The following is a 16,593-nucleotide window of genomic DNA, read 5'->3' as shown; positions in this document are numbered from 1 at the left end:
TCAGTCCGTCGAACGCACGAGCAGGGCGACCGGGAGCCGGTCGAGCAGCGGGGCGATCTCCTGGACGCCGCCCAGGACGGCGCGGTTCGTCAGCACGTCGTGCCACTCGCCCTCGGGCAGCGCGACGGTGTGGTCCGCCCACCCGCCGAGCCGGTCGAGGGTGATCGCCAGGCGGGTCGCGAGGACGACGACGGACGCCTCGCCGGCCACGGTGCGCGCATAGCTGAGCGTGTGGCCGGACGAGTGCGCGAGCGGGCGGAAGCCGGCCTCCGGACCGATGAACGCCTCGGTCAGGTCCCGGCGCGTTCGCAGCGCACGCGACGTCACGAGCAGCTTCTCGTCGGCGAGGTCACGGGGGCCCGCCCCCTCGTCGAGCCGCGAGAGCCGAGCTGCGAGCGGCGCGACGTCCACCGCGCGACGGTTGTCCGGGTCGACGAGCGCCACCGCGGGGATCTCGGTGCCCTGGTACACGTCGGCGACGCCCGGCAGCGTGAGCTGGACGAGCTTCGTGCCGAGCGTCGCGGCCCGGACCGCGGCCCTGGTCCGCAGCTCCCAGGCGGCGAGCAGGTCGACGGCATGCTCGTCGCCGAGCACGCGCCCGGCCGTGGTCAGGACGGCCGCCTCGTAGGCCGCGTCGGGCTCGGTCCACGTCGTGCGGGACTTCGCCTCCCGGATCGCCTTCGTCAGGTACTCGGTCAGCCGGTCCTCGCCCAGCGGCCCGTCGGGCGTCCAGGTGCCCGCCAGGGTCTGCCACAGGAGGTTCTCGGTGCGGCCGTCGAGCAGCGCGCTGCGGTACGGCGCGCTCGTGGCGCGCAGCCTGTCCACGAGGGTCGACCACTCGACGGCCACCTCGCTGAGCACCCCCATACGGGTCCGGGTGTCCTCGCTGCGCTTGGTGTCGTGCGTCGAGAGGGTCGTCATGCCGAGCGGGGCCTGAGCCTGCTGGCGCACCGCCCAGGACGAGAGCTCGGTCGGGGTGAGCGCGAACCGCGCGGGTTCGCCGCCGACCTCGCAGAGCCCGACGAGGTGCGTCCAGCGGTAGAACGCGGTGTCCTCGACGCCCTTGGCCATGACGGCGCCGCACGTCTGCTGGAAGCGGACCACCAGCTCGTCGCGCATCGGGCTGCGGGTGCGGCCCGCGCTGCCGGCCTCGCGCCCGAGGAGCAGGTCGACGAGCACGGACATGGTGGCGGCACGTTCGGGCGAGAGCCGGTCGGCGGCGATCCGGGCGGCGGACTCAAGGACGTCGACCGACACGGTCGGCAGCGGGTCGCCGGGAACGACGTAGGCCCGGTACCGGTCGAACGCCACGAGCAGCTCGACGAGGCAGTCGTGCACCGACCGCCATGTGTGGTCCCGCAGGCGCAGGTCGTCGTGGCAGATCCCGGCCGCGAGCTCGGTCAGGCGGTGGACCTCGGCATACAGCGCCCCGTCGACCATCTCGCGCTTCGCGGTGTCGATGATCGCGGGCAGCGCGTCGGACGTGTCGCCCGTCAGGCGGTGCATGACGGCGCCGAGGACCGCCGCGCCGCCCGGGTCGATGAACGTCTGCTGGACGCGCCAGAGCGCCTCGTACCCGGTCGTGCCGGCGGTCTCCCAGTCGGTCGGGAGCTCCTCGTCGCCCTCGAGGATCTTCTCCACGACGACCCACGCCCCGCCCGTGCGCTCCCGCAGCCGCGTGAGGTACCCGGCCGGGTCGGTCAGGCCGTCGGGGTGGTCGATGCGCAGGCCGTCGAGAGTCCCGTCCGCGAGGAGGCCGAGCACGAGGGCGTGCGTCGCGTCGAAGACGACCGGGTCCTCGACGCGGACGGCGACGAGGGTGCCGACGTCGAAGAACCGCCGGTAGTTGAGCTCCTCGTCGGCGACCCGCCAGTACGCGAGGCGGTAGTGCTGACGCTCGAGCAGCTCCGCGAGGGGGAGGTGCTCGGTGCCCGGGCGCACCGGGAACACGTGGTCGGCGTACCGCAGCACGGTCCTCGGTACGTCGTCGGTCCCGGGCACGACCATCTCGTCGAGGGTCAGCTCGCCGCCGGCGAGGACCGCGCCGATCCGGTCGGCGAGCACCGGCATGAGCACGGCGCCGTCCCCGGCGGACCAGTCGACGTCGAACCACGAGGCGAACGGTGAGTCCGGGCCGTCGGCGAGGACCGACCACAGCGCCCGGTTGTGCCACACCGGAGTGGGGACGGCCATGTGGTTCGGGACGATGTCGAGCACGAGCCCCAGGCCGGCGGAGTGCGCAGTGTCGGCGAGCCGGCGTAGCGCGGGCAGCCCACCGATCACGGAGGAGATCTCGTCGTGGTCGACGACGTCGTACCCGTGGGTCGACCCGGGTGCCGCGCGCAGCACGGGGGACAGGTACAGGTGGGTGACGCCGAGCGCGGCCAGATACGGCACGCGCTCGGCGGCGTCGTCGAGCGTGAGCTCGGGTCCCAGCTGCAGCCGGTACGTCGAGACAGGAACGGCCCGCCCCTCGCCGACCAGACGTCGGGCCGCCGTCGCCTGCCGGGCTTCGCTCATGCGCCCGGGCTCGGAGCGGCCGCCGGGGTCCCGGCCAACGTGCGCGTCGTCTCCACGGGCGGCCGGGTGAGCATGACGAGCGAGTGGTGCTCGAGCACCAGCGAGGCGCTCGCCGCGAACGTCTGACCCTCCTCGACGCGCGAGTCGGTGTCGAGCAGCGCGGTCCAGTCCTCGCCGTACTCCGCGTCCGGAAGCACGAAGGTCGCCGGCTCCGGCTGGGCGTTGTAGAGGACCAGGAAGCTGTCGTCGACGATGGGCTCGCCGCGCAGGTCCGGCTCGCCGATCGCCTCGCCGTTCAGGAACACCATGACCGCGCGGGCCTGCTCGGCGTGCCAGGACGCGCTCGACATGTGCGTCCCGTCCGGCGCGAACCAGGCGATGTCGCGCAGGTCGGACTCGCCACCGTGGTCCGGGTCGCCGGCGAAGAACCGGCGCCGGCGCAGAGCGGGGTGCTCGCTGCGGATCCGGAACACGCTCTGCGTGAACTCCAGGAGCGCGGACCGGTCCTCGTCGAGGTCCCAGTCGACCCACGTGAGCTCGTTGTCCTGGCAGTAGCCGTTGTTGTTGCCGTTCTGGGTCCGGCCGAGCTCGTCGCCGTGAGCGAGCATCGGCACGCCCTGGGAGAACAGTAGGGTCGCGATCAGGTTGCGCTGCTGCCGCGCCCGCAGCTTGCGGATGGCAGGGTCGGTCGTCGGGCCCTCGGCCCCGCAGTTCCAGGACCTGTTGAAGCTCTCGCCGTCGCGGTTGCCCTCGCCGTTCGCGTCGTTGTGCTTCTCGTTGTAGGACACGAGGTCGGCGAGCGTGAAGCCGTCGTGCGCGGTCACGAAGTTCACCGAGGCGATCGGCCGACGGCCCGTGTGCTCGTACAGGTCCGACGAGCCCGTCAGGCGGCTCGCGAACTCCGCGAGCGTGGACGGCTCGCCGCGCCAGAAGTCCCGCACCGTGTCCCGGTAGCGACCGTTCCACTCCGACCACAGCGGCGGGAACCCGCCGACCTGGTATCCGCCGTCCCCGAGGTCCCACGGCTCGGCGATGAGCTTGACCTGCGAGATCAGGGGGTCCTGCTGGACGATGTCGAAGAACGCCGAGAGCCGGTCCACCTCGTGGAACTGCCGGGCCAGCGTCGCCGCCAGGTCGAAGCGGAAGCCGTCGACGTGCATCTCGCTGATCCAGTACCGCAACGAGTCCATGATCATCTGCAGGACGTGCGGCGAGCGCATGAGCAGCGAGTTGCCGGTGCCCGTGGTGTCGAAGTAGTGCGCCTGGTCGTCGTCGACCAGCCGGTAGTAGCTGGCGTTGTCCAGACCCCGGAACGACAGCGTCGGCCCGAGCTCGTTGCCCTCGGCCGTGTGGTTGTACACGACGTCGAGGATGACCTCGATGTCCGCCGCGTGCAGGGCCTTGACCATCGCCTTGAACTCCTGGACCTGCTGGCCCGGGGCCGTGTAGGCGGCATACCCGTTGTGCGGTGCGAAGAACCCGATCGTGTTGTAGCCCCAGTAGTTCGACAGCCCCTTCTCGACGAGCGTGGGGTCGTTGACGAACTGGTGCACGGGCATGAGCTCGATCGCCGTGACGCCCAGCGTGGTCAGGTGCTCGATCACCGCAGGGTGCGCGAGGGCCGCGTACGTGCCCCGGAGCTCCTCGGGCACGCCCGGGTGCAGCTGGGTGAGGCCCCGCACGTGCGCCTCGTAGATGACGCTGTCGTGGTACTCGTGCTGCGGCGGGTGGTCGTGACCCCAGTCGAAGAACGGGTTCACGACGACCGAGGTCATGGTGTGCCCGGCCGAGTCCTCGTCGTTGCGGGTGCCGGGCGTCCCGAACTGGTAGGAGAACAGCGACTGGTCGCCGTCGATCTGTCCGTCGATCGCCTTGGCGTACGGGTCGAGGAGCAGCTTGGCGGGGTTGCAGCGGTGGCCCTGCTCGGGGTCGTACGGTCCGTGGACCCGGTACCCGTAGCGCTGGCCGGGTTGCAGCGCGGGCACGTAGCCGTGCCACACGTAGGCGTCGACCTCGGGCAGGTCGACCCGTTCCTCGGTGCCGTCCGCCGCGATGAGGCACAGCTCGACGCGCTCGGCGACACCCGAGTACACCGCGAAGTTGGTGCCGGTTCCGTCGTACGTCGCGCCGAAGGGGTAAGGACGTCCAGGCCAGATGCGCATCCGCTCAGCCTGCCAGGACTTCACCGTCGCGCACACCGAACGAGGGTGTGACGTCACGCGTGCCGGGCGCGCCGGCGGCCGAGGACGGCGGAGATCGCGTCGCTCATGAGGTCGACGCCCTTGAGCGCGCTGGTCTCGGCCGGCCCACGGACCGTGCGCAGACCCGTCTCGTCGGAGAGCTGCGACGCGCCGCCGTCCGGGCCGAGGGGGAGCACGATCCGCTCGGGCGCCGGGGTGTAGGCCGCGGAGGGCGTACGTCCCTCGACGAGGTCGCGGATATTCGTGGCGACCACCTCCGCGTGCGCGCGCGCCGCGCTGGCCCGCTTGGTCTCGCGGACGTCGGTGATGTCCCCGATCGCGAAGACCCGCTCGTGGCCGACGACGGACATGGCCGACGTCACACTCAGGGTCCCGTCCGCGTGCCGCGCCCGGGCGAGGTCGGCGTCCAGGTAGTCGGTCATCGGGTGCGACCCGTAGCAGCGGAACCAGATGTCGGCGCCGATGTCGAGGCCGTTCGTGGTCTGGACGGTGAACGGCGCGAAGGTGCCCACGTCGACCGGCGGCAGGTAGCCGAGCCGGGAGTCGAGCACGACCTGCACCCCGCGGTCGTCGAGCTGGCTGCGGACCGTCGCACGCAGCTCGGGCAGGTAGTCGCCCTCGGGCAGGATGTCGGACCCCTGCTCGACCACGGTCACCGCGAGGTGCGGGAACGCCGACGTCAGCTCACCGGCGAGCTCAAGGCCGACGGGACCGGCCCCGACGAGGAGCACCCGACGACTGGCGGCGAGCGCGGCGCGGGTCCGCACGAGCCGCGCGGCGGCCACGGTGACCTGGTCCTCGAGGTACTTCGCCGGGAAGGGGTAGCTGGTCCCGGTCGCCAGCACGAGGAAGTCGGTGTCGATCGACTCGGTCGCGGACAGGTGCACGCGAGTGGCGCTCGCCAGCCTGACCCGGTCGCGGATGATCTGCCCGTTCCGCAGCAGCTGGTCGTACGGGAAGAACACCCGGTCCAGCCACGCGGGGTCGACGACGGCACGCAGGGCGCCCGCGGCGTGCACGAAGGCGTCCTTGGGTTCGATCAGCACGACCTCGAGGAGGTCGTCGAGCGTCTTCGCGACCAGCGTCCCGCCGTAGCCGGCGCCGACCACGACCACTCGTTGCCCCATCGTGATGCTCCTGTCGCGTCGGTGTGTCCCGGACCCAGCATGGACCAGGAAGGTCGATGAGGACGGTGCGGCGGGTGCGGCCGCGCTGTGTCGCCGGTCTCACCGGGCCCGCGCAGCGCCGGATCAGGGCGCCGTCGTCGCCGCCGGGGGACGCACCGCCGCCATCGACCCCGGGAGCGACACGAGAGCCAGCAGCCCCCCGCCCGCCAGCAGGCTCGCGCAGATGAGCATCGCCGTGCGGTGCGCCGGGGCGAGCGCCGTGGCGTCGGTCAGGTCGGCGCCGACCCCGGCGAGAAGCGGCAAGACGGCGACCGCGAGGAGACCGGCGATCCGGGCCACGGCGTTGTTGACGCCGCTCGCCGTCCCGGCGAGGTGGTCGGGAGCGGCCGACAGCGCCGCGGAGGTCAGTGGTGCGACCGTGAGCGCCAGCCCCAGACCGAACCCGACCACCCCGGGCAGCACCGCCGACATGTACGGCGCCTGGGGGCCGAGCCGGGCGAGCAGCGCGACGCTCCCGGCGCACACGAGCGGGCCGACGGTCATGGGCAGGCGCGGGCCGATCCGCGTCCCCAGACCGCCGGCGCGCGAGGACAGGGCCAGGAGCAGCAGCGTCACCGGCAGCGGGGCGATGCCGGCGGCCAGCGGCGAGTACCCGCACACCACTTGGAGCGTGACGACGAGGAAGAAGAAGATGCCGGACAACGCCGCGTAGATCAGGAACGTCGCGGCGTTGACCGCGCTGAAGGACCGCCACCGGAACAGGCGGAGCGGGAGCATCGGGTACCGCGTGCGGGCCTCCACCGCGAGGAACCCGGCGGTCGCGGCCACCCCCACGACGAGCGGGACGAGGACCGCCGGGTCGCTCGCGCCGCGCGTCGGCCATCCCGTGAACGCTGCGGTCAGCCCGGCGAGCCCCGCTGCGCCGAGGATCGTGCCCGCGATGTCGAGGTGCGGGGCCGCATCGGGGTCGGCGGACTCCGGGACGTGCCGCAGGGCGGCGACGACGACGACGGCCAGCGGGAGGTTGACCCAGAACACCCACCGCCAGCTCGCGACCTGCACGAGCCACCCACCGAAGAACGGCGCGACCGCTCCGGCGATGCCCCCGAGCCCCGACCACGCGCCGATCGCCCGCCCTCGCTCCTCGGGACGGAACGACGCTTGGATGATCGCGAGGGAACCCGGCGTGAGCAGCGCACCGCCGACACCCTGGAGCGCACGCGCCGCGATCAGGGCCCGGATGTCCGGTGCGAACCCGCAGAGCAAGGATGCGAGCGCGAACCAGACGACGCCGACCCGGAACATGCGGCGCCTGCCCAGCCGGTCACCCAGCGACCCGCCGAGCAGCAGGAACGCCGCCAGGGTCAGCCCGTACCCGTTGACCGTCCACTGCAGAGCTGCGGTGCCCGCGTGCATCTCACGGCCGATGACCGGCAGCGCGATCGTCACGACCGTGCCGTCGATGAACGCCAGCCCCGACCCGAGAACCGTGGCGAGCAGGACCCAGCGCCCCTGCGCCGTCCCGTAGACCAGCCCATCGTCCGTCCCGGCCATGGCGCCACCCTGCGCCGCACCTGCGCGGTCCGCAAGACCGATGCCCGCCACGCCCGGGGGTGATCCGACGCGAACAGGCGCCGCGGCCCGCCACGCAGGACGATCATGGGAACGACGGTGGTGTCGAGGGAGACGGCGATGAGCAAGACGGTGGTCGCGGGGTACGACGACTCGGCGGAGTCCGCTGCGGCCGTGCGGTGGGCGGCGGCTGAGGCCGCGCGGTTCGGCGCCCCCCTCCAGGTGGTCCACGTGTGGGGGTTCGCGGGGGAGACGCACGGCGGCGCCGGCACGTCGCGGCTCGGCGAGCAGGTGCTGGCAGCGGTCCAGGGGGTCGCCGACGCGGGAGCGGACATCGCGCGGGACGCCGCGCCTGGCGTCGAGGTCAGCGCGGTCGTGAGCCACGGACCGGTGGCCGAGGTGCTCGTCGACCTCTCGCGCGACGCCCTGCTCGTCGTCGTGGGTCGACGGGGGAGCGGGCGCGTCGCCGGCGGGCTGCTCGGTTCCGTGGCCCACGCCGTCCTGCACCTCGCGCACTGCCCCGTCGTCGTCGTCGCGGCGGGGGACGCCGGGTCGACGCCAGGCGTGGGCTCCGACGAGGTCGTGGTCGGGTTCGACGGTTCGGCCGGCGCGTACCAGGCGCTCGACGCCGCCGCGGCGGCCGCGCGCGTGCGGGGTGGGGGCGTCCGCGTCCTGACGGCGTGGTCGCCCGCGAGCGAGACCCGCTCGATGACGTACTGGGCCGTGGCCTATCCCGACGAGAGCCCCGGCGAGGTCGCGCTCGAACGTGCGGAACGCGCGCAGGCCGAGGCCCGCGCCTGGTGGGAGAAGCAGCACGCCGACGTGCCGGTCGAGTGGGAGCTGCCGGTCGGCGTGCCGGTGGATGCGCTGGTCAAGGCATCGGTCGACGCCGGTCTCGTCGTCGTCGGCGCTCGCGGGCGTGGCGGCCTCGCGAGCCTGCTGCTCGGCTCGGTGAGCCGCGCCGTCGTGCACGGCGCGCACGGGCCGGTCGAGGTCACCCGGAGCGAGCCGGCGCCGTCGTAGCCGGCTCCGCGGCCGGACCGATCAGGTCGGCGGACCGGATCGGCCAGCGGCTCCGCCCGACTCGTCTCGGCGGCGACGCGGGGTCAGACGGAGGTTGGGCAGCGCAGGCGCGGGGATGCGCTCGTCGCCGTGACCCGTGACGCGCCCGTAGCGCGCGGGCCCGTCGTCCTCCCAGTCGCGGCGCGCCTGGACGATCTCGTCGTGGCTGCGCCCGACGAAGTTCCACCACATGATGAGGTCGTCCGTGAACGGCTCACCGCCGATCAGAAGCACGCGGCCGCCACCGGCGCTCGCCATCGCGAGGTGGTCGCGGCCGGCACCCAGGTAGAGCAGCGGCCCGGGAGCCAGCTCGGTGCCGTCCACCGTGACGGCGCCCTCGAGGGTCAGCACCGCGTGCTCGAACAGGGGGTCCAGCGGCAGGGTCGTCGTGGTGCCGGCGTCGACCGCGATGTCGGCGCCGACGAGCGGGGTGTGCACCACCGCGGGCGACGCGCGCCCGCCGAGCTGGCCGACGAGCACCGTCGCTGCGAGGCCGTCGCCGGTGACGACGGGCAGGTCGAGGTGCTGGGAGAAGCTGGGTGACCGGTCGGCCTCGCCGGCGGGCAGAGCGACCCACAGCTGCACACCGTGCAGCAGGCGACCGGCCCCGAGCGAGATCTCGGAGTGCGAGACCCCGTGCCCAGCGGTCATGAGATGGAGCTGCCCCGGTCGGACCACGACGTCGCTGCCGACGCTGTCGCGATGGTGGATCTCGCCAGCGAGCGGCCAGGTCACCGTCTGCAGCCCGATGTGGGGGTGGGGGAGCACGCGCATGTCGACGTGCTCGGGCCCGAAGGTGTCCAGGAAGCACCAGGCGCCGACGAGGGGGAGGTCGCGGGTCGGAAGCGTCCGGCGCACGTGCATGGCCCGCAGGCCGCCGAGCGGGACCTCCCGGGCATCCAGCAGGCGGTTGACCGGTCCACGCACCAGGGCGGGGTGGCACAACGTCTCGTCCGGTCGCGCGTCGAGGTTGCTCATCGGGACACTGTCGCACCGGGTGCGCGCGAGTGCAGCCCGGGTTGCGACCGCCTCCGGGAGTCGCATCCGCTGCACTCCCTCGTGGGAACGGTGAGATGTCGAGCCGCACGCTGGTCGACAGCCCCTCCAGCGCGTGCGCCACGCGTCCCCACGGAGTAGAACCGGTGACATGAGTCGCAGAACCGGTGGCAAGCGTCGCGGGCACGCGAACCTGACCTCCGACCCCGCCGCCGAGCACCTCGCGGACCGCACGCCGTCGGACGACGAGGTGCGCGCCGCGGACGCCCGCGCCGGCGGCGACCCCTCGCACGCCCCGCGGTCGTTGCTCGGCGTCGAGCTCGAGCCTGACGACGAGGCGATCTCGAGCAGCGACGAGTGGGACGACCCCGAGCGGCTCTGACGGACTACTCGAGACCGATCCCGTGGGACGTCCACTCGCGCAGGAGGGCTGCTCCGTCCGCGCCCTGCAGCAGCGGGACGTCCGCGCGGCGGGTGCGGGCCTCGGCGCTCGCTGTCCCTGCCGCTGGTGCCGGAGCGCCGTGGGCGAGCACCTGCTCGGTCCCTGACAGCTGACGGATCGCGACAGCCAGCACGCGCTCGGGGTGCTCCTGCACGACCTCCGCGTAGATCTGCGGGTCGCGCTGCCCGTCGTCCCCCACAAGGACCCACCGGAGGCCGGGCAGCTCGGTGAGGAGCCGGCGCAGCGTGGCCCGCTTGTGCTCGGCCCCGCTCCGGAACCAGCCGGAGTTCGTGGGTCCCCAGTCCGTGAGCAGCAGGGGACCGGTCGGGTAGCCGTGCCTCCGCAGGAACCGGCCGATCGCCGGTGCGGCGTTCCACGCGCCCGTGGAGAGGTAGAGCACGGGGACGTCACCGTGCGACCCGAACGCGCGGCGGTAGAAGTCGGCCATCCCTGGCACGGGCTCCCGAGCGTTGTCGTGCCGGACGAACGTGTTCCAGGCCGCGATGAACGGCCGGGGGAGCCGCGTGATCATCACCGTGTCGTCGATGTCGCTCACGACGCCGAACCGGACGTCGGGACCGATGACGACCACAGGAACCGTTGCGGTCCGGCCGCCGACGGTCACCAGCTCGACGTCGTGCCAGCCCGGGGTGAGCGAGCAGTCGACGACGCTGTCGACGAACCCGCCCCGGTCGGCGACCAGCTCGCTTCGGTCGCCGTCGACCACCGCACGGACGCGGGCGAACGGCAGCGGGACGACGGCGAAGCTGCGCCACCCGCGCAGGGCCGTGACCGGCCGCGCCGCGCCGCCGGTCGGGTGCGCGCCGACCCCCGGCAGGTCGGCGTCGCGCACGCCCGGACCTGCGAGGACGACCCGGCCCAGCACCCGGACCCAGCCGGTCGCGCCGTAGCCCACGTACGGCTCGACGCGTGCCGTCCACCCCCGGCGCTGCAGGAACGCCGCGAGCCTCGAGTCGAACGCGTACTCGAGCCGAGCCGCACGGTGCGGCCGGCTCGACGTCGCGTCCGAGCTCGCGGGTCGGGGGCTCGAGCCGGCGCCCTCAGCGCTGGGCGGCACCCTTGGCTGCCGACCCGGCCTTCCGGGCGGCCTCCTTCTCGGTCGTCGCGCCTGTGGTGCTCAGGGCGCCGCCCGCCGACTCGAGGTGGGCGCGGACGAACCAGTGGAAGAGCTCCAGCTGGTGGAGATGGCCGATCAGCAGGTCGTTGGTGACGGTGTCGAGCTCCTCGACGTCGGCCGCTGCGGTCCGGTGCGCCGCGATGACGTTCTGGTAGACCTCGTCGAGCGCTCCGAGGTGCTCGATCGCGGTCGCCCGGCCGATCGAGTAGTCGTCCCACGTGCGCTCGGCGACGAGTGCACCCGGCGTCCCGCGCGGTGCCACACCGAGCGTGGCGATGCGCTCGGCGATCTCGTCGACCATCACGCGCACCGCGTCGACCTGCGGGTCGAGCATCGTGTGGACAGCGATGAAGTGGGGCCCGACGACGTTCCAGTGGATGTGCTTGAGGGTGAGCGCGAGGTCGTTGAGAGAGTTCAGCCGGGTCTGCAGGACGGCGGCGACCTTCGCTCCGTCCTCGAGGGTCAGCGAGGGGACGGTGTACTTGGGCAGCTCGGTGCGGCGGGCCATGTCGGTGCCTCCTACGGTCGATCGGACGGCACCGGATCGGCGTCGTCCAGACCCACGCTGCCGTACGGCGGACGGGCCCGCATCCGGAGCGGACCGAACCGTCGGTATGCCACGAGACGTCGGCGCAGACGGAACCAGATCACCACGAGGGCCGCCAGGCCGAGGACGACCAGCACGGGCGCGAGGATCGCCGCGAACGACAGACCCACGCTCGTCGCATCCTCGACGGTGCTGACCACGGGTCCGCCGACCCCGAGCGTGGTCGCGGTGATGATCGGCCGCGAGGTCGCCTTCGCCCCGTGGACGACGAGCGCGAGCGCGATGCCGAGCACCACGGGCAACCACCGGCCGGACGCCGCGAAGGCCCCGGGGTCGCTGACCAGTGCCGTCTGCGACCCCGACCCCGCACCGAACGCGATGCCGCCGGCCGCCGGCCGGACGACCGTCTGCACGACGTCGTTGACCGAGTCCACGACGGGGACCTTGTCCGCCACGACCTCCACCACCAGGAGAACGGCGAGGATCACGAGCACCCAACCGTTCGTCAGCCACTCCCATCCCGTGGGCGGGGTGATCACGTCGGTCCACCTTGCGAGCGCGCCGAGGACGAGCAAGGGCACGTAGGCGTTCAGCCCGGCGGCTGTCGCGAGGCCGGTCCCCGTCAGGATCTCGAGCATGCGGCGATCATGGCATCCCTCATCCGGCCCTGACACTCGAGCGCTCGGCGGGCGGCGAGGCCCGACCGCGGAGCTCAGCGCAGCGGGTCGCCGGTGTCGTCGAGCCGGTGCAGCACCTCGGCGGGTGACAGCTGGACGAGCCCAGGGCCGAGCTCGTCCCAGTAGCGGGGCGCCGCGACGGCCGGTTGCTCCCGGCCGCGCAGCGAGTACGGGGTGATGGTCGTCTTCGCCGGGTGGTTCTGCGACCAGTCGAGCAGCACCTTGCCGCCGCGCAGATCCTTGCGCTGCAGCGCGACGAAGACGTCGGGGTGGCGGTCGGCGAGCTCGTAGGCGAGCGCCCGCGCGTAGGCGCGGACCTCCATGGCCGTGCTCGTGCCGGGCAGCGGGGCGTACAGCTGCAGCCCTTTGCTGCCCGACGTCACGGGGACGGTCTCCAGCCCGTCCTCGCGCAGCCGGTCCGCCACGAGGTGCGCCGCGCTCGCGCACTCGGCCAGCCCCGCCGGGGCGCCGGGGTCGAGGTCGATCACGAGCCGGTCCGGGTTGTGCACGGTGCCGTCCGGGTCGACGCGCCACTGGGGCGTGTGCAGCTCGAGGGCGCCCTGGTTTGCGGCCCACACGAGCGACGGCAGGTCGTCGAGGAACGGGAAGGTCACGTCCTTGCCCTGGTCGGTAGCGCCGGGCGCCGCGGGCATCGTCATCCGACGCACCCAGTCGGGTGCTCCGGCGGGCGTGTTCTTCTCGAAGAACCGTTCGCCGCCGAGACCCTCGGGGAACCGGATCCGCGTCACAGGACGGTTGTGGAGCTGGTGCAGGAGCGCGGGGGAGACGCGGGTGACGTAGTCGATGACCTCGGCCTTCGTCATCCCGTTCGCCGGGTACATCACCCGGTCGAGGTGGCTGAGGCGGACCTGACGGTCGCCGATCGTCACGAGCTGGGGGTCGTCCTTCGGGTTCATGGGTCCTCCTGGTCGCGCATCGGCCCGAGACCTGCTCGCGACGCCTCCCGGTGGCGAGGGCGCCGTCACCGGTCCATCCTGCCCAGAGAGTCCCGGTTCGTCGCGCGCTGAGCGGGTTCGAGCGAGGAGGTGGTCGTCGGTGCCAGAGCGGGACAGCCGGGCCGGAGCGCGGCCGCACGGTGACCGCGCCGCGCCGTCCCCCACCGAGGCTGCGGTCGGCGTGCTGCACAGGGTGGCGTTCCTGCTCGAGCGCGCGCAGGCGGACGAGCACCGCAGCGCGGCCTTCCGGGGAGCCGCGCGCGTGGTCGACGACCTGCCCACGGATGAGCTCGTGGCCCGCGTGGCGGCGCAGACCCTCACCGACCTGCCGGGGATCGGCGCGCGTACCGCCGAGGTCGTCACCGCGGCCGTCCGGGACGAGCGCGTCGAGTATCTCGACCGGCTCGAGCGCGAGGCCGAGCCGGCGCCGGAGGTGGGGTCGTCCCTGCGCCGCCAGCTGCGCGGCGACCTGCACTCGCACACGGACGCGAGCGACGGCCGCACCCCGCTGCGCGACATGGTGCTGGCCGCCGCCGAGCTCGGGCACGAGTACCTCGCGATCACCGACCACTCGCCGCGGCTCACCGTCGCGAACGGGCTGAGCCCCGCGCGGCTCCGGACGCAGCTGTCGCAGATCGCGGGGCTGCGCGCCGGCGGAGGTCCGTTCCGGGTGCTCAGCGGCATCGAGGTGGACATCCTCGACGACGGCTCCCTCGACCAGGACGTCGAGCTCCTGGACGAGCTCGACGTGGTCGTCGCCTCGGTGCACTCGAAGCTGCGCATGGATCGCCCCGCGATGACCCGGCGGCTGGTCGCTGCCGTGTCCGACCCGCGCGTCGATGTGCTCGGCCACTGCACGGGACGCCAGATCACCGGCAAGCTGCGCCCGCCCAGCGAGTTCGACGCCGTCGCGGTCTTCGAGGCGTGCGCCGAGCACGGCACCGCGGTCGAGATCAACTCCCGGCCGGACCGGCTGGACCCTCCGCACGCCCTCCTCGAGCTGGCGGTCGCGGCCGGCTGCGTCTTCTCCATCGACTCCGACGCGCACGCGCCCGGGCAGCTCGACTGGCAGGTCGCCGGGTGCGCGCGCGCGGCTGAGCACGGCCTGCAGGCCGACCGCGTCGTCGACACCTGGCCGGTCGAGCAGCTGCTCGACTGGACGCGCACCGGCTCGACATGACCGCAATTGCGCGTGGCGATGCGCAAACACGGGCTTGCGGAGGTTAGTGTCGTCCGCGACGGACCTGGGTCCACGGGCGCGCCGACTGGGCGCCCGGACCAGGGGTGCTGTCTGTCACCCGTCCGGGCCGGTCGTCCGGGCACGTTCGAACCGACCAACTAGGAGTACATCCCGTGAGCGTGAACCGCACCGAGCTCGTCCAGGCCATCGCTGCCAAGGCGGGCCTGACCAACACCGCCGCTGACGCGGCTCTGAAGGCCTTCCAGGAGGTTCTGGTCGAGCAGCTCTCCGCTGGCGAGAGCGTCACCATCCCCGGCCTGCTCGCGATCTCCCGTGCCGAGCGGTCCGCCCGCACCGGCATCAACCCGCAGACCGGCGAGAAGCTGGAGATCCCCGCGGGCTTCCGCGTCAAGCTCTCCGCGGGCAGCGCCCTCAAGCGCGCCGTCGCCGCCAAGTAGCACGCCGGCGCCGGCAGGTCCGGCGCCACGACGCACGACGACCTCGGGCTCGGCCGCACTCCGGCCGGGCCCGACGTCGTGACGTACCTGTCCCACCTCGGTCACCGAGGAGAGGAGCCCGGCATGACAACGGCGCCACGCCCGACCCGCCAGCGTTCTGAGGTCCTCGCGCTGCTCGACGGGCTCGACGAGTTCAGGAGCGCGCAGCAGCTGCACGAGCTCCTGCGCTCGCGTGGGTCGACGATCGGGCTGGCGACGGTGTACCGCGCCGTCCAGCTGCTCAGCGAGAGCGGCGAGGTCGACGTCCTGAGGACAGAGGACGGCGAGGCCGTCTACCGCAGGTGCGAACGGCGCAGCCACCACCACCACCTGGTCTGTCGGTACTGCGGGCGCACCGTCGAGATCGACGGGCCCGTCGCGGAGTCGTGGGCCGCCCAGATGGCCTCGGCGCACGACTTCACCGATGTCGAGCACACGATCGAGCTCGTCGGGACCTGCTCCGAGTGCCGAGCGGCGCGCGCCGACCGCGACTGACCTCGGGCCGCGGGTCCTGCCGGGAGAAGCGCCCGGGTGGGAGAGACTGGTCGCCGTGAACCGACTGCATGACCCCGACCGCCGCCACTTCGCCTCCGACAACTACGCGGGGGTGCACCCCGAGGTGCTGGCCGCGCTCGCCGAGGCGAACGGCGGCCACGAGAAGGCCTACGGCTACGACACGTACACCGCGCGGCTCCAGGAGGTGCTCGCCGGCCACTTCGGGGAGCAGGCGCACGCCTATCCCGTGCTCAACGGCACCGGGGCGAACGTCCTGGCGCTGCAGGCGCTGCTGCCCCGCTGGGGCGGCGTGGTGTGTGCCGAGACCGCGCACATCAACACCGACGAGAACGGTGCTCCCGAGCGTGTCGGCGGGCTGAAGCTCCTCACCGTCGCGACCCCCGACGGCAAGCTCACCCCGGAGCTCGTCGACCGGCAGGCGTGGGGGTGGGGCGACGAGCACCGCGCCCAGCCCGGGGTCGTGTCGATCACGCAGACGACCGAGCTGGGCACCGCCTACTCGGTGGCGGAGATCCGCGCGCTGGCCGACCATGCCCACGGTCTGGGCATGACCGTCCATCTCGACGGGGCGCGGATCGCCAACGCGGCCGCCTACCTCGGCGTCCCGTTGCGCGCCCTGACGACGGACGCGGGCGTTGACGTGCTCTCGCTCGGCGCGACGAAGAACGGTGTCATGTTCGGGGAGGCGGTCGTCGTCCTGCGGCCTGACGTCGCGCCCGGCGTGCAGTACCTGCGCAAGGTCGACATGCAGCTCGCGTCGAAGCTGCGGTTCGTCTCGGCGCAGCTCCTCGCGCTGTTCGAGACCGACCTGTGGCTCCGGTCGGCGCAGCACGCCAACGCGATGGCCGTCCGTCTCCGGGCGGGGGTCGAGGGCATCGACGGTGTGCGCATCACCCAGCCGACCCAGTCGAACGCGGTGTTCGCGGCGCTCGCACCAGGTGCGGCGGACCTGCTGCGGGAGTCCTACCAGTTCTACGACTGGATCGAGGGTGAGGTCCGGTGGATGTGCGCGTTCGACACGACTCCGGCCGATGTCGACGGGTTCGTCGCCGCGCTCGCTGCCGCGGCCAGGGCGGCCTGAGGTCGTCGGTCGACCGAGAACCGCGGGTGCCTGCCCGCACCCGGTCGTGCGCGGAGGCGCAGCCGGCTGACCGGGGAGCCT

General features: G+C 73.1%; 15 protein-coding genes. 6 read left to right on the top strand and 9 right to left on the bottom strand.

Annotation, left to right across the window (positions count from 1 at the left end; genetic code table 11):
- From treY to DDP54_RS14225, 4 genes are all read right to left on the bottom strand, one after another.
- The gene (treY, locus tag DDP54_RS14240; RefSeq protein WP_109132665.1) at nucleotides 1–2,520 is read right to left on the bottom strand and encodes a malto-oligosyltrehalose synthase; all 2,520 of its coding nucleotides are present in this window, start codon (nucleotides 2,518–2,520) and stop codon (nucleotides 1–3) included.
- Nucleotides 2,517–4,682, bottom strand: coding sequence for a glycogen debranching protein GlgX (gene glgX, locus DDP54_RS14235; protein WP_109132738.1), 2,166 nt, complete (start codon nucleotides 4,680–4,682; stop codon nucleotides 2,517–2,519). Before glgX ends, treY begins: the two co-directional genes overlap by 4 nt.
- A 53-nt stretch (nucleotides 4,683–4,735) precedes the next feature.
- Nucleotides 4,736–5,848 (bottom strand): FAD-dependent oxidoreductase, encoded by a 1,113-nt coding sequence (locus DDP54_RS14230; RefSeq protein WP_109132664.1) that lies wholly within the window; start codon nucleotides 5,846–5,848, stop codon nucleotides 4,736–4,738.
- Between the two features lie 123 nt (nucleotides 5,849–5,971).
- Entirely contained in the window at nucleotides 5,972–7,402 is a 1,431-nt protein-coding gene (locus tag DDP54_RS14225; RefSeq protein ID WP_109132663.1) for an MFS transporter, read from the bottom strand.
- Between the two features lie 138 nt (nucleotides 7,403–7,540).
- Between DDP54_RS14225 and DDP54_RS14220 the strand changes: the two genes are divergently transcribed.
- Nucleotides 7,541–8,443: a universal stress protein gene (locus tag DDP54_RS14220; RefSeq protein ID WP_158274537.1), complete on the top strand. Its 903-nt coding sequence runs from the start codon at nucleotides 7,541–7,543 to the stop codon at nucleotides 8,441–8,443.
- Between the two features lie 21 nt (nucleotides 8,444–8,464).
- On the opposite strand, the gene DDP54_RS14215 is transcribed toward DDP54_RS14220, so the two are convergent.
- Complete coding sequence (locus DDP54_RS14215) at nucleotides 8,465–9,460, bottom strand: pirin family protein (RefSeq protein WP_109132737.1); 996 nt, start codon at nucleotides 9,458–9,460, stop codon at nucleotides 8,465–8,467.
- A gap of 169 nt (nucleotides 9,461–9,629) precedes the next feature.
- On the opposite strand from DDP54_RS14215, the gene DDP54_RS14210 reads away from it, so the two are divergent.
- Nucleotides 9,630–9,860, top strand: a complete 231-nt coding sequence (locus DDP54_RS14210) for a hypothetical protein (protein ID WP_109132661.1) — start codon at nucleotides 9,630–9,632, stop codon at nucleotides 9,858–9,860.
- A 4-nt stretch (nucleotides 9,861–9,864) separates the two neighbouring features.
- Here DDP54_RS14210 and DDP54_RS14205 read toward each other — a convergent pair whose 3' ends face one another.
- The 4 genes from DDP54_RS14205 to ligD all read right to left on the bottom strand — a co-directional run bounded on the left by DDP54_RS14205 (nucleotide 9,865) and on the right by ligD (nucleotide 13,199).
- Nucleotides 9,865–10,998 (bottom strand): phosphatase domain-containing protein, encoded by a 1,134-nt coding sequence (locus DDP54_RS14205; protein WP_109132660.1) that lies wholly within the window; start codon nucleotides 10,996–10,998, stop codon nucleotides 9,865–9,867.
- Nucleotides 10,982–11,566: a DNA starvation/stationary phase protection protein gene (locus DDP54_RS14200; protein ID WP_109132659.1), complete on the bottom strand. Its 585-nt coding sequence runs from the start codon at nucleotides 11,564–11,566 to the stop codon at nucleotides 10,982–10,984. The genes DDP54_RS14205 and DDP54_RS14200 overlap by 17 nt, the downstream gene beginning before the upstream one ends.
- 11 nt (nucleotides 11,567–11,577) lie before the next feature.
- A complete protein-coding gene (locus tag DDP54_RS14195) occupies nucleotides 11,578–12,243 on the bottom strand; it encodes a DUF4126 domain-containing protein (protein WP_109132658.1) in 666 nt (221 codons plus the stop codon).
- Nucleotides 12,244–12,317: 74 nt separating this feature from the next.
- Nucleotides 12,318–13,199, bottom strand: a complete 882-nt coding sequence (gene ligD / locus DDP54_RS14190) for a non-homologous end-joining DNA ligase (protein ID WP_109132657.1) — start codon at nucleotides 13,197–13,199, stop codon at nucleotides 12,318–12,320.
- A gap of 220 nt (nucleotides 13,200–13,419) precedes the next feature.
- Between ligD and DDP54_RS14185 the strand changes: the two genes are divergently transcribed.
- From DDP54_RS14185 to DDP54_RS14165, 4 genes are all read left to right on the top strand, one after another.
- On the top strand, nucleotides 13,420–14,418 hold the full coding sequence (locus DDP54_RS14185; protein WP_242448496.1) for a PHP domain-containing protein: 999 nt from the start codon (nucleotides 13,420–13,422) through the stop codon (nucleotides 14,416–14,418).
- A gap of 173 nt (nucleotides 14,419–14,591) precedes the next feature.
- On the top strand, nucleotides 14,592–14,876 hold the full coding sequence (locus DDP54_RS14180) for an HU family DNA-binding protein (RefSeq protein WP_109132655.1): 285 nt from the start codon (nucleotides 14,592–14,594) through the stop codon (nucleotides 14,874–14,876).
- A gap of 123 nt (nucleotides 14,877–14,999) precedes the next feature.
- Nucleotides 15,000–15,410, top strand: a complete 411-nt coding sequence (locus tag DDP54_RS14170; protein WP_109132654.1) for a Fur family transcriptional regulator — start codon at nucleotides 15,000–15,002, stop codon at nucleotides 15,408–15,410.
- 55 nt (nucleotides 15,411–15,465) lie between these two features.
- Nucleotides 15,466–16,512, top strand: coding sequence for a low specificity L-threonine aldolase (locus DDP54_RS14165; protein WP_242448480.1), 1,047 nt, complete (start codon nucleotides 15,466–15,468; stop codon nucleotides 16,510–16,512).
- The last annotated feature ends 81 nt before the right edge of the window (nucleotides 16,513–16,593 follow it).

The sequence above is a fragment of the Cellulomonas sp. WB94 genome (genome assembly GCF_003115775.1).
Lineage (GTDB): Bacteria > Actinomycetota > Actinomycetes > Actinomycetales > Cellulomonadaceae > Cellulomonas_A.
The sequence above is the reverse complement of the archived record's forward strand: the minus strand, read 5'-3'. Positions and strand labels throughout refer to the sequence as shown.